Raw genomic sequence first — 17,423 nt, forward strand, 5'->3', positions numbered from 1 at the left:
TATATGAGATCATTGGTTCCGATAAGAAGGCATTAAGACAAGAAACATTGGGAGGAGATATATGTATGGAAAGATAAGAGATTTTCTTCAGAGGGAACTGGTGGATATCAGGAACGCCGGACTCTACAAGGAAGAGAGGATCATCATAACTCCCCAGGGGGCTGACATCAAGGTCAGAGGGGGCAAAGAGGTCATCAACTTCTGCGCCAACAACTACCTTGGTCTTGCCGCTCATCCCAGGATCATGGAAGCAGCGAGGCGAGGCCTCGAGAAATACGGCTACGGGATGTCCTCTGTGAGGTTCATCTGTGGAACACAGGACATCCATAAAGAGCTTGAGCAACAGGTAGCCTCCTTCCTGAAGATGGATGATGCCATCCTGTACTCTTCCTGCTTTGATGCGAATGGCGGGCTTTTCGAGACGCTGATGAAGGAGGAAGATGCCATCATCACCGATGCCCTGAACCATGCAAGCATCATCGATGGGATCAGGCTCTCCAAGGCGAAGAGGTACATCTTTGCGCACAACGATATGAATGATCTGGAGGCAAAGCTGAAAGAGGCGAAGGATGCCCGATTCAAGATCATATGCACCGATGGAGCATTCAGCATGGATGGTGATATCGCAAAGATCGATATCATCTGCAACATCGCCGAGAACTACGATGCCCTCGTTATGATCGATGATAGCCACTGCACCGGTTTCATCGGGAAGACGGGAAGAGGCACGCACGAATATCGCAACGTGATGGAACGGGTAGATATCATCACGAGCACGCTCGGGAAAGCCATGGGAGGGGCTTCGGGCGGATTCACTGCTGGCAAGGCTGAGATCATCGACCTGCTGAGGAACCGTTCCAGGCCATACCTCTTCTCCAATACCCTTGCGCCGCCCATCGTCTTCACTGCCATCGAAGCTTTCAAGATGCTGAAGGAAACTACGGAGCTAAGGGACAGGCTGGAGAGAAGTACGAAATACTTCCGGCAGAAGATGATGGAAGCCGGGTTCAACATTCTGCCAGGTGATCATCCTATCGTTCCGATTATGCTCGGCGATGCAAAGCTGGCTGTTGATTTTGCTAGAGACATGCTCGACGAGGGGATCTATGTGATTGGCTTCTCTTATCCGGTCGTTCCGAAAGGGCAGGCAAGAATCAGGGTGCAGATCTCGGCAGTCCACACGCAGGAGCATCTCGACAAGGCAATTGCCGCTTTCACCAAAATTGGCCGCAAGTACAAAGTCATCACCTAGCTTAAATCAGATCACAAAAATAGTGAATGTGCGACGGCCGATGCTTTATAATCAGCGGTGATATGATTCCATCCCAGAAGCTGAAAGTGGAGCTCAGCCCCGCGACGTCCCTCCAGCACGTCAAGGGAGTGGGATCAAAGACAGCGGAGGAATTTAAGAAAGCCGGATACTCGACCGTTGAAGAGCTCCTCTATTACCTCCCGTTTCGCTATGAGGACCGAAGGAGTTTTGTGAGGCTCATCGACCTCAAGCCGGGAATGAAGGTCCCCATCCTTGGCAGGATACTCAGCACAACATTCAAGAGGATATATAGGGGGAGACTTACCATCTTTGAGGCTCTCATCGATGATGGGACCGCATCGATCAAAGTCATCTGGTTCAATCAACCCTACCTTAGAAATATCATAAAAGAGGGGAGAACGGCCATTTTCTATGGGAAGACGAATATCAGCAGGTATGGCGCCCGGACTCTCCAGATAGAGAACCCCGAGTTCGAGTTCATAACGGAATCGGATAAGGAGACAATCCATTCCGGACGGATCGTCCCAATCTACCAGCGAATAGGGAAAATGTCCACGAAGAAGATCCGCAACGTTATCTATGAGATCCTTGGAAAAATCAGGTGGCAGATCCCTGAAATCCTCCCCCTCTCTATCATCGATAGATATTCTCTCCTCCCCCGGTACGATTCTCTCAGGGGAGTCCATTTCCCGCCCGGGGACGTGCCGCTCGATGATCTGAACATGTCGAAGACGTCATTTCACAGGAGGTTGATCTTCGAGGAATTCTTCTTCTTGCAGCTGGGACTTGCCATGAGGCGGAAAGCAGTCCATCAGGAGGTAAGGGGAATCAAGTACTCCGTCACAGACGAGCTGAGGAGAAAGCTTGCATCCATCATCCCGTTCAGGCTGACCGAAGCCCAGAGGCGTGCGCTCAAGGAGATCGGCGAGGATCTAAAATCGAGCCATCCGATGAATCGACTCCTTCAGGGGGACGTCGGCTGCGGGAAGACAATCGTGGCACTTCTCGGCATGATAGTAGCCGTTGAGAACGGTTATCAGGCTGCGCTGATGGCTCCAACTGAGATCCTGTCAGAACAGCATTATTTCAATGTCAAGAGGTTGACGGAGAAAACAGGCCTCAGAGTGGAGCTCCTGACGAGTTCTATCAAGGGCAGGGAAAGAAGCAAGATTTTATCCGACGTTGCATCGGGGAGAAGCCAGATCATCATCGGGACTCACGCCCTGATCCAGGAAGGCGTTCAATTCAAGAAACTGGGGCTTGCCATCATCGATGAACAGCATCGTTTCGGAGTCCTTCAGAGAAGCAACCTGATTGAGAAAGGGCTGAGACCAGACACGTTAATAATGACCGCGACTCCCATCCCTAGGTCACTCGCACTGACGGTCTATGGCGACCTGGACATATCGATAATTGACCAGCTTCCGCCGGGCCGAACACCCATCAAAACGTTTGTGAGAGACGAGAGAGCGAGAGAGAAGATCTACGATTTCGTGAGGAGCGAGGTCAGAAAAGGACGGCAGGCCTACATCGTCTATCCAATCATCGATGAATCTGAAAAGCTGGATCTAAGAGCGGCCAAAAAGATGTGGGAGCAACTGAGCAGGACGACCTTCAGGGAATTCACGGTGGGGTTGATGCACGGAAGGCTCAAGCCGGAGGAGAAGGAAAAAGTAATGTCTGATTTTGCCGGAGGAGCGACAAACATCCTCGTTTCGACAACCGTCATCGAGGTGGGGATCGACATCAAGAACGCGACAATCATGATCATCGAGCATGCTGAAAGATACGGGCTTTCGCAGCTCCACCAGTTGAGAGGGAGAGTTGGAAGAGGAGGAGGAAATTCATACTGCATACTTCTTGTCGGGGGAACGGTATCCGAAGAGGCGATGAAGAGGCTCGAGGTGATGGAAAGCTCAGTGGATGGATTCTACATCGCGGAGAAAGATCTCGAGATCAGGGGCCCCGGAGAATTCATGGGAACTAAGCAATCGGGAATTCCTGACCTGAGGGTTGGAAACATCGTTCGGGACCAGTTATACATGAAGGCGGCGAGGGAAGAGGCCTTTTCTTATATTGAGAGAGCCAGTGAAAAAGAGGATGAGAATTACAGAAAGATTATGTATCATCTTAACAAGAGATGGGGTGCGAAGCTCGGCCTCATCACCGTTGGCTGAGGGAGGGCAAGGGCATGGAGTTGACGGCGAATGCGATGAAGATCCTTCGAGAGCGGTATCTCCTGAAAAGTTTCGATGGCACGATCAAGGAAACGCCGGAAGCGATGATCAGGCGCGTGGCCCACGTCGTAGCTCAGGCTGAAAAGAACTATACCGACGCCGAGCCCGCGAAATGGGAGGAGGAATTTTTCAGGATGATGGAGTCACTCGAGTTCCTTCCCAATTCTCCTACATTGATGAATGCTGGAAATCCCATTGGACAGCTCTCCGCCTGTTTCGTCCTTCCAGTGCCCGATTCCCTCGAAGGGATCTTTCAAGCCATTCGGAACATGGCACTCGTCCAGCAAACGGGCGGAGGAACAGGATTTTCTTTCTCGGAGCTCAGACCCTCTGATGACATAGTCTCCACGACAGGAGGTTTTGCATCTGGACCAGTCTCGTTCATGCGCGTCTTCGACAGCGCCACAGAGAGCATCAAGCAGGGGGGCAGGAGACGTGGTGCCAATATGGGGGTGTTGAGGATAAACCATCCCGACATCGTGGATTTCATCCTCTGCAAGATGGAACCGGGTACCTTCTCGAACTTCAATATTTCCGTTGCCGTTTCCGATTCTTTCATCGAAGCTTACAGGAAAGGCGTGGAGATCCCTCTCGTAAATCCCAGGACTGGCAAAGAAGATAGAAGGATCGATGCCCGCTATCTTTTCGATCTGCTCTGCAGGGCAGCCTGGGAGACGGGAGACCCCGGGATAATCTTCCTGGATCGAGTGAATAGGGACAACCCAACCCCGGCTCTCGGAATGATCGAAGCGACCAATCCCTGTGGCGAGGTCCCGCTTCTTTCCTATGAATCGTGTAATCTTGCCTCCATTAATCTTTCCAGGATGCTGAAGGTTAAGAAGAAGGAACGCATATTCGATTTCGAAAGGTTCGGGAAGATAGTTGAAAAAGGAGTCCGTTTCCTTGACGACGTAATCGATGTCAACAGATTCCCTCTCGAGGAGATATCGCAAGCAACACTAGGCAACAGGAAGATCGGTCTTGGCATCATGGGATTTGCTGACCTTCTCATCCAGCTTGGCATCCCCTATGATTCCACGGAGGCTCTCAAGATCGCTGAGAAGATCATAAGTTTCATGAGGAAGAGGGCACTGGAAGCTTCGGTGAGTCTGGCGGAAAAACGGAAACCATTCCCAAACTATCCGCACAGCATATTCAAGGCAAAAAAAGTCAAGGTTAGGAATGCTTGCAGGCTCTCCATAGCCCCGACTGGAACGATCAGTCTGATCGCCGCAACTTCTTCAGGGATTGAGCCGCTCTTTGCAGTTGCGCATATCCGGAAACATGTGCTCGGCGGAAAGGAGTTCCTTGAAGTGAACCCGCTGTTCGTGGAGGCGCTGAAGTCGAGGAAGATCTATTCCGAATTCCTGATGGAGGAGATAGCACGGAAGGGAAGCGTGAGAGGGATAAAGGGTGTTCCCGATGATCTGAAGAAGCTCTTCGTTACAGCTCTCGATATCCCACCCATGAGACACCTTAAGATGCAGGCTGTCTTCCAGAAGCACGTGGACAGCGGCGTTGCGAAGACGGTCAACATGAAGCACTCGGCCCTCATCGACCACGTCAAGCAAGTCTACCTCATTGCCAACAAGCTGGATCTTAAGGGAGTCACAATTTACCGGTATGGGAGCAAGCAGAGTCAGGTCCTGAACCTGGGGATTCCTGAGAAGTTCAGCATCGAGCATCTTCTCCGCTGTGATCCCGATACCTGCCTCATCGATTAACTATATTCATCAACTCAGCGAAGCTCTTCGGCTGCGAGCAGATGGTAGCACATGGCCTCGACCACCCGACGATCCAGGCAGGATGCTGCGGCTATCCAATGCATTGGAGAGAATTAAAAGGAGGGCTTTTGCATCATCTGGAGGAATTCGGCATTGCCCTTCGTCTTGGAGAGTTTGTCGAGGATCAGTTCCATCGATTCGGTTGAGGACATCTGTGAAAGAATCTTCCTCAACACCCAGACTTTGTTCAGTGCGTCCGATTCGAGGAGGAGCTCTTCCTTCCTGGTTCCAGATCGATCGATGTCGATGGCAGGGAAGATTCTTCGATCGACGAGCTTCCTGTCAAGATGGAGCTCCATGTTTCCCGTCCCCTTGAACTCTTCGAATATGACCTCGTCCATCCGGCTTCCCGTGTCGATGAGAGCCGTGGCGATGATCGTAAGGCTCCCCCCCTCTTCAACGTAGCGCGCAGCGCCGAAGAACCTCTTGGGCCTCTGCAGGGCATTGGCATCGACGCCGCCAGAAAGAACCTTCCCGCTCGATGGAACGACGGCGTTGTAAGCCCTTGCAAGTCTGGTGATGGAATCGAGCAGGATGACGACGTCCTTCTTGTATTCGACCAGTCTCTTTGCTTTGTCGATGACCATCTCGGCGACCTGGACATGGCGCGACGCAGGCTCGTCGAAGGTTGAGCTGATGACCTCTCCGTCAACGGAACGCTGCATGTCCGTGACCTCCTCGGGCCGTTCATCGATGAGCAGGACGATGAGATAAATCTCAGGATGATTCGCCGTGATGGAATTTGCGATAGACTGCAGCAGCATAGTCTTCCCGGTCCTCGGAGGAGATACGATCAGTCCTCTCTGTCCTTTACCAATCGGCGTGAGAAGATCCATTACCCTTCCGGAGAGGTTCTCCGGGAACGTTTCCAGCCTGATCTTTTCCTGTGGATAGAGAGGAGTCAGATTATCGAACAATATCCTGTCCTTAACCTTCTCCGGATCTTCAAAATTGACGGCAACGATCTTGATGAGGGCGAAGTAGTTTTCCCCGTTTTTTGGAGGTCTGACCTGGCCCGATATTGTATCCCCCGTCAGAAGACCAAACTTCTTGATCTGCGAGTGGGAGACGTAGATGTCGTCGGGGCCAGGAAGATAGTTATACTCCGGGGCCCTGAGGAACCCGAATCCGTCCTGGAGTGTCTCCAGGACTCCTTCGGCGAAGACATACCCTTTCTGTTCCGCTTCCGCTTTTAAAATCTGAAAGATCAGGTCCTGTTTCTTCATCCCGGCAACGCCAGGAACTTTGAGCTTTCGTGCCATTGCAGCCAGAGCGCTGGAGCTCATCTGAGAAAGAGAATGCAGATCGTAAGCAGGCTGTTGTTCGGATACTATCACGATAGGCTTTTTTTCCTCAGGCTGTCGTTCTTCGTCAGTTGCTTTTTCAACCTGCTCTTCTTCTCCTGCCTCTACTTCCTTTTCCTTTGGCCTGCCACGCTTCGATTTAGTTTCAGTGTTAGACATTGGTCCTCCTGATTGCGAAGTTTACAGTGAATAATAATCGCTGGTTTGCTTGAATAATATATTGCAACAAAGCATGAATTCAAGGAGTTTTCATCTGGAGATCAAACGCTTAAAACCTTTTACATTATAGCACTTCTCCATAAAAAGGGAAGCTGCCAATAAAAATAGTTCCCTTCCGGGTGGAATGGGCTTAACATTATAGGAGAAGCAGAACTGCCGTTGGAAGGATGGCAATGCCGGAGGTAACTTATGAAGAACAAGGACGTCGCGGCCATCTTCGACAGGATCGCCGACATCCTTGAGTTCAAGAGCGAGAACCCTTTCAAGATCCGCGCTTACAGGAAGGTGGCAAGGATCATCGCCGATCTGAGTCAGGATATCGAGAAGATCAATGAAGAGGGAAAGCTCAAAGAGATTCCTGGAGTTGGTGAGGGAATCGCGAAGAAGATCAAGGAATACATCGACACGGGGAGGATGAAAAAGTATGAAGAGGTGAAAGCCGGGATTCCTGATGAGCTCATCGCGATGCTGGCCATTCCATCGCTGGGACCGAAATCGCTCGCGCTGATCCACAGTGAGCTCAAAGTTAGAAACATAGGTGAATTGAAGAAGGCGATCGAGGACGGAAGAGTCGCAGGATTGAAAGGATTCGGCGAGAAGAAAGCATCCAATATCCTGAAAGGGATCGCTCTTCACATTGGCGGGATGGAGAGGATGCCGCTCGGCATCGCATCACCTATCGCCGAGGCAATCATCACCACCCTCAGGAAAAACAGGAATATCAGTGCCATCGAACCTGCAGGTTCTCTCAGGCGCAGCTGCGAGACGGTCGGCGATATCGACATTCTGGCGGCAGGGAAGAACGGGAAGGAGATCATCAATGCATTTGTTCACCTTCCGCAGGTGAGGGAAGTCCTGGCAGCAGGCGAGACAAAGGGTAGCATCAGAGTGGAGGAGGGAAAACAAGTTGACCTGAGAGTCGTCGACGAAGAGTCGTTCGGCTCCGCGCTCCAGTATTTTACCGGTTCCAAGAACCACAACATCAAACTCAGGGAAATCGCCAAAGAGAAAGGGTACAAACTCAGCGAGTACGGGATATTCAGAAATGATGATAAAGTTGCTGGAAAGACGGAGAGAGAAGTCTATGAAAAGCTGGGAATGAAGTGGATACCCCCTGAGTTACGCGAGGATGCAGGCGAGATAGAAGCGGCGATCAAGGACAGACTGCCTGAGCTAGTAAAACGTGAAGATATCAGGGGAGATCTACATGTACATACGGAATGGAGCGATGGCACACTCTCTCTGGAAGTGATCGCCTCCATTGCTGGAAAAATGAAGTATGAATACGTCGTCATTGCCGATCATTCCAGATCCCTGAGGGTGGCCGGAGGTTTGAGCGTTGATGATCTCTACAGACAGATGGAGGAGATCGACAGGATCAATAAAAAATTGAAAGCATTGAGGATCCTTAAGGGGGCTGAAGTTGACATACTCTCGAGAGGATCGACTCGAAAAAGTCCTGGAAAGCTGGATTATCCGGATGACCTTCTGAAAAGACTGGATATAGTTATTGCGGCGATCCACACTGGCTTTACACAGTCTGAGGATGAAATAACGGGGAGGATCATTTCAGCCATGGCAAATCCTCATGTTGACATCATAGCTCATCCCACTGGAAGGCTCATAGGAGAAAGGGAAGCGTACAGGGTCAACATGGAAAAGGTCATGAAGGCGGCAGCAGAGCATGGAAAGGCACTCGAGATCAACGGTTATTATCTGCGGCTGGACCTTAACCATATTCACTGCAGGATGGCGAGAGATATGGGGGTCAAGGTTGCCATCGGAACCGACGCGCATAGTGAAGACCACTTCATCTGGATGAAGTATGGGATTGCGATGGCGCGAAGAGGCTGGCTTACGAGATCTGATGTCATCAACACCATGCACCTTAAAGACCTCTTGAAATGGCTTAAGCACTAACAGGGAGGAATGATGATCACCGGAATCATTCTTGCCGGCGGCAAGAGCAGAAGAATGGGACGCGACAAGGGGCTCATGGAGCTTGGCGGCAGGAAGATCGTGGAGCGCATTATAGATGCCCTTATTCCTTCTGTTTCAGAGATACTCATCATCACAGACAGAACGGATGATTACAGCTTCCTGAATCATCCCATTCTTGAAGACCTCCATAAGGGCAAGGGACCGCTCGCAGGGATATACACAGGGCTTCTCAACAGCAGGACTGATGGAAATTTCATAGCCGGGTGCGACTACCCTCTGCTGGAACCGGACTTTGTCAGAAGGGTCATTGAGATCTTCGAGCATTCCTTATCATCCGAGGGTTTCGAGATATTGATTCCTGAAGTTGACGGAAAGATCCATCCACTCTGCAGCATTTACAGAAGACGCTGCCTGGCTTCGATCAAGGACAATCTGCAAAGAGGCGATCTTAGAGTACAGTCTCTTTGTAGAAAGGCAAAGACCCATTTCATAAAAGGATCAGAGCTTGCCGGATTAGACATCGAGAGGAATCTCTTCAATCTGAACAGGCCAGAAGAACTTGCAAAGCTCATGGAACTGCTGTAATCTTAATTTTCCTTGAGAGGTCACTGCAGTGAAATGAATGATGCTGAAAAATAAAGAGACAACCAGACAATTCAGTGGGAAAGTTATGAAGACTTGTTCTGAGGTAAGGATGGTAGACGTTGGTGGGAAAGGATTAACAGAAAGGATTGCAATGGCAAGAGGGAGGGTTCAGCTTGGTCGAAAAGTATTCAGGCTATTGATGCAGGGGCAACTTCCAAAAGGAGACGTCCTGGCCGTCGCAAAGATCGCAGGAATTCAGGGAGCCAAGAAAACATCAGAGATAATTCCGCTATGTCATCCTCTCTCCATCGATAGAATCGATGTTAGATTCCATCCAGACCCTGAGAAAAATGAAATTGCCGTGGAGGCAGAAGTCAAGGCAATGGAGAGAACTGGTGTCGAGATGGAAGCTCTAATGGTAGTAGCATCTGCATCACTGACAATCTACGACATGTGTAAGGGGATTGATAAATCGATCGTCATTTCAGACATCAGGCTCGTCTCGAAAAGGGGTGGAAAGAGTGGCGATTATCATCTCGACTAGTCGCGGCATTCTGCCGAGGCTCATGGAAATGTCAGGCAGGATACCCAACCTATTAGCAAGATAAATCAGGTGTTGGATGGCCGAGAGGTATGACATAGTGATCATCGGAGCCGGGCCGGCAGGGTATGTCGGTGCCATAAGGGCTGCACAACTCGGAGCAAAGGTCGTAATATTCGAAAAAGGGGAGCTGGGTGGGGTCTGCATGAATGTGGGGTGCATCCCGACAAAGACACTCGTGGCATCAGCGGAGATCCTCTCAAAGATCAAGCGATCTTCGGAATTCGGGATCGATGTCGGCGGCGAAGTCAAACTGAATTTCGAAGCCATGGTGAAACGCGTACGAAGGGTCGTTGAGATCAATAGAGGAGGAATCAGGTCTCTTCTCGAGAAGAACAGGATAAATCTTGTCGAAGGGGAAGCAACAATAGTGGGAAAGCGAAAGATCAGAGTTAGAAGAAAAGATTCATTGACGGTGGGTCCTGCAGAGGAGATCTTCGAAAGTGAGAGAATCCTGATCGCCACTGGATCTAAGCCGATGGATTTTGCCGCTTTCCCCTTTGATGGCAAAGCGGTTCTTTCGAGCGACGATTTCTTCAGTATGAGCCAGGTTCCGGATTCCATCCTCATCATAGGCGCAGGAGCAATCGGATGTGAATTCGCCTTCATTCTCTCCGAATTCGGTTGCAGGATCACAATCGTCGAGATGATGGAGAGAGCCCTACCTCATGAAGATTCTGAGATTTCAAAGGTACTGGAACGGGAGATGAAGAAGAGAAAGATAGCTCTCAAAACGGCGGCGAAAGTTGAAGGGATAGAGAAAGAAAAAGATGGCAGAATTGCAGCAATATTTTCCGACGGGAGCAGGATGGTATCCGAGAAGATCCTCGTCTCCATAGGGCGGGAGTTCAACTCGAAGGGGATCGGACTTGAAAATCTCAATATTAAGATTAGGGATAATGGGTCGGTCGTCGTCGGCGAGGGATTTGAGACAAGCGTTCCCGGCATCTATGCGGCGGGCGACATCATCGGAAAGCTGATGCTTGCGCACGTTGCCTCGGCAGAGGCGATTGCTGCAGTTGAGAACTCACTCGGTAAAAATTCCACGCTTGAGTATGAAAGCATCCCCTGGGGGATCTTCACATCGCCCGAGATCGGTAGAGTGGGATTGACTGAAGAAGAAGCGCTTAAGCGGGGTATTGAAACAAAGACGGGACGGTTCAACTTCAGGGTGCTCGGGAAGGCGCATGCCATGGGAGAGATCGAAGGTTTCGTGAAGATCATCGCTGATGGAAAAGATGACAGGGTCATTGGCGTTCATATCATCGGTCCGCATGCTACTGATCTCATCCACGAAGCGGCTCTTGCTGTCCGGTGGAAGATGACAGCATCGCAGGTCGCCTCGCTCATTCACACTCATCCAACGCTTAGTGAAGCCGTCATGGAAGCCGCGCACGACGTCCATGGCATAGCCATCCACAACCCTCCCGGATAGCGGAATGCTCCGGTTATCTGTCATTGATGTGAACGGGTCAGGAATCCGGCCTGACATGAATGGATGATGAAGGATAGTGCAAGTATTAAGAAATCGATCGAGATATGGTAAGAACAATCACGCAGAATAAAATCAGGAAGCAGAGAGGGCTGGTCGTTGTTTTCACAGGAGATGGAAAGGGGAAGACGAGTGCGGCGCTTGGAATCGCGCTGAGGGGAAGCGGCCACCGTATGAAGACCTGCATGATCAAATTCATCAAAGGAACGGTTCCCTCTGGAGAAGACGATGCTGTCAAGCGGATCCCTGAGATCAAAATGCTCAATGCGGGAAAGGGGTTTTACAGGATCCTGGGGGATAGATTCTCTGTAGACATTCATAAACAGGCAGCACGGGAAGGTTTAAAACTCGCTTCAAAGGCCATCAAATCGCTTAGATACGACATCGTGATCCTGGATGAAATCAACGTTGCCGTTCACCTAGGTCTCATCCCTTTTTCTGAAGTGAAAAGATTGATCGAGTTAAAGCCGTCATCTCTCCATCTGATTCTCACCGGAAGGAATGCCAGAAAAGCTCTGATCAATCTTGCCGACATGGTCACAGAGATGAAGGAGATCAAGCATCCATTCAAGAAGAAAATTTCAGCAGCGAGGGGGATAGATTTTTGAGCAGTTCTTTCCTTCGCGGCATTCTCCCTTGTGAATGGGCGTGACCTTTAAAACTCCCCATCCCTCGAAATATCCCAGAAACAGACATATTGGGGATGTCTTGCCACCCCCTTTTGAGAATCCTGAAACCGACACAATTTTCATGAGGCCAATGAGTTTAGCAGCATGTTTTGCCAGATTCCATCCTCGGAACCATCAATATTCTTGATTGATCCTGCATGACATCTAAGAATCTTGACTAAAATCCTCAGGGATATATATTTGAAAATGGTTCATCTTTGGAGGTAAACATGTTAAGAAGAATGATCGTTTCTTTTCTCTTTTCCATGATACTCTTTTCCTTATCTCCGGTGGCAGGAGCGGGAGTGGATGTCGATTTTAATCTTGGTGTAACGGCCAGCAATGATGACCTGTTCCTCAGGATCAACGCGAACTTTTTCGACCGGGACCCTGATTTTGTCGTCAGGCTGGCAAAGAGGTTGCCCGTGCCGGACATTGATCTGCCCATTGTCCTCTTCCTTGCCCACCACTCAGGTAGGAATCTCGACCTCATCATCGACATGCATAAGAAAGGGCTTTCCTGGTGGGACGTATCTCTCAGGCTGGGCATCCCGGTCAGGATCTATTTCATGGACTTTCCCTTTGATCCCGGCCCCCCTTATGGCAAAGCCTATGGATACTGGAAGAAACATAGAAGGAATCCAAAATACAGGATCCTTCTCTCAGATCGAGAGCTGTACGATCTGGTCACGCTGCAGGTTGCATGCAAATACTACGGGCTGCCTCCGCGTGATGTTATACAGTTGAGACAGGCTGGGAAGGATTTCAAGATCATCCTGGCAGAAGAATACAAGCACAGACACATCTATCAGAAGGAGAAGGCGAAGGAGCATCGCGAGAAGGAAAAAGAAAAGCACGGTAAAAAGAAATAGGAACCACAGGCGGATAGTATCAGTGGTTAACATGAAGCCGGCATCCATGCCGGCTTTTTCATTATAGCAGGAGTACTCGTTGACAAAAGCAGGGGCATGAAATAATATCTCCGTCTCATTTTTCATAATAATGAGATTAGCGGAGTATGCAGTGGTTCATGGAAAGCCTTACGAGTCGATACTGGATCTGATCGGAAACACTCCGATACTGCATCTGAACAACCTGAAGAGGCCGGGAGAAGGAGATGTCTATGCCAAGATCGAATTCATGAATCCAGGTGGGAGCGTGAAGGACAGGGCTGCTCTAGGCTTGATCCTGGATGCCGAGAAGAAAGGCCTGCTCAGCAAAGGTTCGACGATCATCGAGCCAACGGCGGGAAATACGGGGATAGGACTTGCACTCATCGGAGTGTTGAGAGGATACAGGGTCATAATCGTCATGCCAGAAAAATTTAGCAAAGAGAAGAGAATCCTCTGTCAGGCTCTAGGCGCCGAGCTTGTCCTGACACCCACAGAAGAGGCTATGGAAGGGGCCATCAGTAAGGCGAAGGAACTTGCTGTGCAGATCCCGAACTCTTACGTCCCGCAGCAGTTCGAGAATCCGGCCAATCCAAGCATACACTACCATACGACCGGAAGGGAGATCTTCGAGCAGATGGGGGGCAATGTGGATGCTGTCGTAATCGGTGCTGGAACAGGTGGTACATTGACCGGCGTTGGCCGATACATGAAGGAACGGGTAAGAGATGTCATAGTCTATCTTGTAGAACCAGAAGGCTCCATATTTGGCGGCGGGAAACCGGGTCCCCATCGTGTAGAAGGAATCGGAAGCGAATTCATTCCGGGCACTCTCGACATGAACCTCGTCGATCATGTCATTACCGTCACTGATATAGACGCTTTCGATATGGTACGCCAGCTTGCCCAGAAAGAAGGTCTGCTTGTGGGAAGCTCATCTGGCGCCAATGTCTGGGCAGCACTGAAGGTAGCAGGAGAACTCCGAAAGGGGAAGATTGTAGTCACCGTTCTCCCCGATGGGAGCGAGCGTTACATGAGCAAGGATATCTTCGATTTAGAGAAATAGTGTAACTTTCGTGTCATTGCGAACGGAGGGGGACAATCATGCAAGGATGCCTGATCATCTGGAGGCAGTGACGAAGCAAGCATGGAGCGAATCATGGGAATCAACACTGATTGTATTCATGCCGGCCAGGAGCCTGATCCGTCCACCGGCGCCATAATGACGCCAGTATATCTGACGTCCACCTACGTTCAACCGGGACTGGGAAAAGAATGGCCCTACGATTATGCGAGGACGATTAACCCGACTCGCCTTGCCCTGGAGAAGAACTTAGCTGTACTTGAAAGGGGGAAGCATGGATTTGCCTTTGCCTCGGGGATGTCTGCCATCCATGCCATCATGTGCCTGCTTAAAGCTGGAGACCATGCGATCGTTACCCATAACGTTTACGGAGGGACCTTCCGCCTCTTCGAGCGCGTTCTCAGGGATTACAACCTGGGGTTCTCCTGGGTTGATACTTCCCGTTTCGCCGCGATCAGGTCGGCCATCAGGAAGAATACACGGATGATCTTTATCGAGACTCCTACCAATCCGATGATGACCCCGACCGACATCAGGGCAGTTGCCAGAGTATGCAGGAAACATGGGCTGATCTCCGTAGTGGATAATACATTTATGACGCCCTATTTCCAGAAGCCTCTCGAAATGGGAATAGACATCGTCGTTCATTCAACTACAAAATACCTGAATGGCCACTCCGATAGCGTCGGAGGATCCGTCATTACCTCCAACCCGAAATTTGCAGAAAGGATCAAGTTTGTTCAGAAATCTGCAGGAGCGATTCTATCTCCCTTTGAATCCTGGCTGGTCCTGAGGGGGATCAAGACACTCTCTGTGAGGATGGAAAGACATGATTTTAACGGGAGGAAGGTGGCTGAATTCCTGGCGCGCCATAGAAAGGTGAGAAGAGTCTTCTATCCTGGGCTCAAGGATCATCCGCAACATGCTCTCGCGAAGAAACAGATGATGGGATTCGGCGGGATGATCACGTTCGATGTGGGAACATACAGGAATGCCAGGAGGTTGCTGAACTCGGTCAGGCTTTGCTCCCTTGCCGAAAGCCTAGGTGGAGTTGAGACTCTGATCTCGCATCCATCCAGCATGACGCATGCTTCCATTCCTCAGGAAGAGCAGAAGAAACTCGGGATAACGGAGGGGCTTGTCAGGATTTCAGTGGGGATCGAAGATATCGAAGATATCATTGACGATCTAAAGAGAAGCCTTAAAGCTATCTAATCCTTCCGCGATATCTCTCGTATCAGGAAATGATTGACTTCCGCGCCGATCTTTCGTGAAGACATTTTCATTTGCTGGAATTTTTCTTTGACTTCTTATCTGTAGCAGAATCCGGAAACAGCGAATTTCCGATCCACCGGAGATAATCTATGTCAGCTTTTTCAACAGGCAGAGCGATGATCTCCGGAAGCTCGTAAGGGTGTATCTCTCTGATCTTCTTTCTCGTCTTCTCGAAGAGAGTCGGTGAGGTTTTAACGATGAGCAATCTCTCTCTGTCTTTGCAGATATTTCCTTTCCATCGATATACGGAAAAGACGGCCGGGATTATGTTCACGCAGGCGGCAAACCTGTTAGTGACTAACGCAGATGCAATCCTTTCTGCCTGTTTGTCGCGGGCGACAGTTGTGAGTATGACCATTGCTCTATTTCTTTTTCTCATTGTGGCTTCTCCCGTTTCTAAATGTTGATTCTCTCAGTATTGAAAGAACCTGAATATTGTAGATTTTGCTGGAAAATATCATATTGGTTTCTATGAAAGCATTTAATTGTATTTTTACGACAATATACAGTCAAGAAAATTCCAATATGAAATTCCTTAATTTTAACAATTTGTTTAAAAATTTCAGGGATGAGATTGTGATATTTTTTCTTGATTTTTCGAAAGTTAATTTGATATATTAAAGTAAAACTTTAAGTGGGATCATGGTAAAGTTTGGCACATCAGGCTGGCGAGGAATCATAGCCGATGATTTTACATTCAGAAATGTTAACGCTGTCTCAAGAGCCATCGCAAGATACCTGAAAGACAGCAAGAAGGAAACCATACGAGTTGCCGTTGCTTGCGATACCAGATTCCTCTCAGAAAAATTTGCAGAAACAGCAGCGTCAGCCCTGAATGAGGAGGGAGTCCATCCCCTCATTCTTTCAGGATTCACACCTACCCCAGTCATCTCCTTTAGCATCGTTCAAAATCAGCTTGCAGGAGGGCTCAACGTCACGGCGAGCCATAATCCTCCCGAGTGGAACGGGATCAAATTTACAACGGAAAGAGGGATGCCGGCTACAACAGAAATCACGAGCCATATAGAGAAGATTGTAGAAGATATTCTTTCCTCTGAAGAGATTCCGGAGATGCCAATGGCGGTTCTGGATGTTGAAACCCTGGATCCGATGGATGCTTACATCCCGCACTTAGAAACCCTGATCGATTTTAAAGCCATATCGCGATCCGGAATGTGCGTTGCCATCGATCCTTTCTATGGAACGGGGATCAGGTACATCCATGAGATCCTGAAAAGGAGTGATATCCGGTACGAGATGATTCACGATCGCAGAGATGTGAACTTTGGCGGATCTGCTCCCGATCCTTCCGACAAGAATCTGTGGGAATTGAAAAAGCTCGTCGTGGATAAGAAAATGACGCTAGGCCTTGCTCTCGATGGCGATGCGGATAGATTCGGCATCATCGATGCTGATGGCCGATTTGTGAATCCCAACCTAATTCTCGGGCTGCTCACAGATTACCTTATTGAGAGCAGGGGATGGAACAGCGGCGTTGGACAGACGGTAGCCACAGGACATCTGATGAAGGAGGCGGCGAGGAAGAATGGTATCCCGATCTATGTTACTCCTGTCGGTTTCAAATATCTGGGAGATCTAATCTCTGCAAAGAAAGTGTTCATCGTCGGCGAGGAGAGCGCTGGGATGAGCATACAGGGGCATGTCCCGGAGAAAGATGGAATACTGGCGGTGCTCCTCGTGCTGGAGATGGTGGCAAAGAGAGACAAGAGTCTGATCGCTCAGCGGGACGATCTCTTCAGAAAAGTTGGTTCCTACTTCAATGAGAGAGTGAATATCCCGGTAACGCGGGATATCATCGAGAGGCTCTATGATAGATTGAAGATCATTCCTGAAAGTGTCGCGGGAAAGAAAGTTAGGGAACTGGATGAAATGGATGGCGTAAAGATTCTCCTGGAAGATGATTCCTGGATACTCTTCCGGAAATCGGGAACTGAGCCCATCGTCCGGCTGTATGTGGAGGCGCATTCCGAACGCCAACTCTCAAACCTTGTGGCGGAAGCTAAGAGATTAATCCTGGAGGATTAGAACTTTTCGGAAAGTAGTGAGGAA

General features: G+C 49.6%; 14 protein-coding genes. 12 read left to right on the plus strand and 2 right to left on the minus strand.

The genetic code is table 11. The features are described 5' to 3' along the window. Window positions 1-61: 61 nt before the first annotated feature. The 3 genes from kbl to AB1756_00085 all read left to right on the plus strand — a co-directional run bounded on the left by kbl (window position 62) and on the right by AB1756_00085 (window position 5,234). A complete protein-coding gene (gene kbl / locus AB1756_00075) occupies window positions 62-1,252 on the plus strand; it encodes a glycine C-acetyltransferase (protein ID MEW5805748.1) in 1,191 nt (396 codons plus the stop codon). Between the two features lie 62 nt (window positions 1,253-1,314). Further along, entirely contained in the window at window positions 1,315-3,450 is a 2,136-nt protein-coding gene (recG, locus tag AB1756_00080) for an ATP-dependent DNA helicase RecG (GenBank protein ID MEW5805749.1), read from the plus strand. 14 nt (window positions 3,451-3,464) lie between these two features. Further along, on the plus strand, window positions 3,465-5,234 hold the full coding sequence (locus tag AB1756_00085) for an adenosylcobalamin-dependent ribonucleoside-diphosphate reductase (protein ID MEW5805750.1): 1,770 nt from the start codon (window positions 3,465-3,467) through the stop codon (window positions 5,232-5,234). A gap of 113 nt (window positions 5,235-5,347) precedes the next feature. Here the strand turns inward: AB1756_00085 and rho are convergent, their stop codons facing one another. Beyond that, complete coding sequence (gene rho, locus AB1756_00090) at window positions 5,348-6,757, minus strand: transcription termination factor Rho (protein ID MEW5805751.1); 1,410 nt, start codon at window positions 6,755-6,757, stop codon at window positions 5,348-5,350. Between the two features lie 249 nt (window positions 6,758-7,006). Here rho and polX point away from each other — a divergent pair, with 249 nt between their 5' ends. The 8 genes from polX (at window position 7,007) to AB1756_00130 (ending at window position 15,293) form a co-directional block, all read left to right on the plus strand. Continuing rightward, window positions 7,007-8,737, plus strand: a complete 1,731-nt coding sequence (polX, locus tag AB1756_00095) for a DNA polymerase/3'-5' exonuclease PolX (GenBank protein ID MEW5805752.1) — start codon at window positions 7,007-7,009, stop codon at window positions 8,735-8,737. 9 nt (window positions 8,738-8,746) lie between these two features. After that, on the plus strand, window positions 8,747-9,343 hold the full coding sequence (locus AB1756_00100; protein MEW5805753.1) for a molybdenum cofactor guanylyltransferase: 597 nt from the start codon (window positions 8,747-8,749) through the stop codon (window positions 9,341-9,343). An 85-nt stretch (window positions 9,344-9,428) separates the two neighbouring features. Then, window positions 9,429-9,887 carry a cyclic pyranopterin monophosphate synthase MoaC gene (gene moaC / locus AB1756_00105; GenBank protein ID MEW5805754.1) on the plus strand — a complete coding sequence of 153 codons (459 nt, stop codon included), beginning with the start codon at window positions 9,429-9,431 and terminating at the stop codon, window positions 9,885-9,887. A gap of 76 nt (window positions 9,888-9,963) precedes the next feature. Then, window positions 9,964-11,379, plus strand: coding sequence for a dihydrolipoyl dehydrogenase (gene lpdA / locus AB1756_00110; protein ID MEW5805755.1), 1,416 nt, complete (start codon window positions 9,964-9,966; stop codon window positions 11,377-11,379). A 104-nt stretch (window positions 11,380-11,483) separates the two neighbouring features. After that, window positions 11,484-12,044, plus strand: coding sequence for a cob(I)yrinic acid a,c-diamide adenosyltransferase (gene cobO, locus AB1756_00115; protein ID MEW5805756.1), 561 nt, complete (start codon window positions 11,484-11,486; stop codon window positions 12,042-12,044). Window positions 12,045-12,334: 290 nt separating this feature from the next. Continuing rightward, window positions 12,335-12,976 carry a hypothetical protein gene (locus AB1756_00120; protein MEW5805757.1) on the plus strand — a complete coding sequence of 214 codons (642 nt, stop codon included), beginning with the start codon at window positions 12,335-12,337 and terminating at the stop codon, window positions 12,974-12,976. 130 nt (window positions 12,977-13,106) lie between these two features. Beyond that, a complete protein-coding gene (gene cysK, locus AB1756_00125) occupies window positions 13,107-14,060 on the plus strand; it encodes a cysteine synthase A (protein MEW5805758.1) in 954 nt (317 codons plus the stop codon). A 93-nt stretch (window positions 14,061-14,153) separates the two neighbouring features. Then, a complete protein-coding gene (locus AB1756_00130; GenBank protein ID MEW5805759.1) occupies window positions 14,154-15,293 on the plus strand; it encodes a PLP-dependent aspartate aminotransferase family protein in 1,140 nt (379 codons plus the stop codon). Window positions 15,294-15,360: 67 nt separating this feature from the next. On the opposite strand, the gene cutA is transcribed toward AB1756_00130, so the two are convergent. Next, a complete protein-coding gene (gene cutA, locus AB1756_00135; GenBank protein ID MEW5805760.1) occupies window positions 15,361-15,732 on the minus strand; it encodes a divalent-cation tolerance protein CutA in 372 nt (123 codons plus the stop codon). A 263-nt stretch (window positions 15,733-15,995) separates the two neighbouring features. On the opposite strand from cutA, the gene AB1756_00140 reads away from it, so the two are divergent. Continuing rightward, window positions 15,996-17,399, plus strand: coding sequence for a phosphoglucomutase/phosphomannomutase family protein (locus AB1756_00140; protein ID MEW5805761.1), 1,404 nt, complete (start codon window positions 15,996-15,998; stop codon window positions 17,397-17,399). Window positions 17,400-17,423 lie beyond the last annotated feature (24 nt).

This window comes from Acidobacteriota bacterium, from assembly GCA_040752675.1.
Classification (GTDB): Bacteria; Acidobacteriota; Polarisedimenticolia; order JBFMGF01; family JBFMGF01; genus JBFMGF01.

Coding starts and splice junctions, on each gene's coding strand:
- AB1756_00100 (MEW5805753.1), top strand. CDS start 8,747: ATGATGATCACCGGAATCATTCTTGCCGGCGGCAAGAGCAGAAGAATG.
- rho (MEW5805751.1), bottom strand. CDS start 6,757: ATGTCTAACACTGAAACTAAATCGAAGCGTGGCAGGCCAAAGGAAAAG.
- cysK (MEW5805758.1), top strand. CDS start 13,107: ATGAGATTAGCGGAGTATGCAGTGGTTCATGGAAAGCCTTACGAGTCG.
- AB1756_00085 (MEW5805750.1), top strand. CDS start 3,465: ATGGAGTTGACGGCGAATGCGATGAAGATCCTTCGAGAGCGGTATCTC.
- AB1756_00130 (MEW5805759.1), top strand. CDS start 14,154: ATGGGAATCAACACTGATTGTATTCATGCCGGCCAGGAGCCTGATCCG.
- lpdA (MEW5805755.1), top strand. CDS start 9,964: ATGGCCGAGAGGTATGACATAGTGATCATCGGAGCCGGGCCGGCAGGG.
- polX (MEW5805752.1), top strand. CDS start 7,007: ATGAAGAACAAGGACGTCGCGGCCATCTTCGACAGGATCGCCGACATC.
- recG (MEW5805749.1), top strand. CDS start 1,315: ATGATTCCATCCCAGAAGCTGAAAGTGGAGCTCAGCCCCGCGACGTCC.
- kbl (MEW5805748.1), top strand. CDS start 62: ATGTATGGAAAGATAAGAGATTTTCTTCAGAGGGAACTGGTGGATATC.
- cobO (MEW5805756.1), top strand. CDS start 11,484: ATGGTAAGAACAATCACGCAGAATAAAATCAGGAAGCAGAGAGGGCTG.
- moaC (MEW5805754.1), top strand. CDS start 9,429: ATGAAGACTTGTTCTGAGGTAAGGATGGTAGACGTTGGTGGGAAAGGA.
- AB1756_00140 (MEW5805761.1), top strand. CDS start 15,996: ATGGTAAAGTTTGGCACATCAGGCTGGCGAGGAATCATAGCCGATGAT.
- cutA (MEW5805760.1), bottom strand. CDS start 15,732: ATGAGAAAAAGAAATAGAGCAATGGTCATACTCACAACTGTCGCCCGC.
- AB1756_00120 (MEW5805757.1), top strand. CDS start 12,335: ATGTTAAGAAGAATGATCGTTTCTTTTCTCTTTTCCATGATACTCTTT.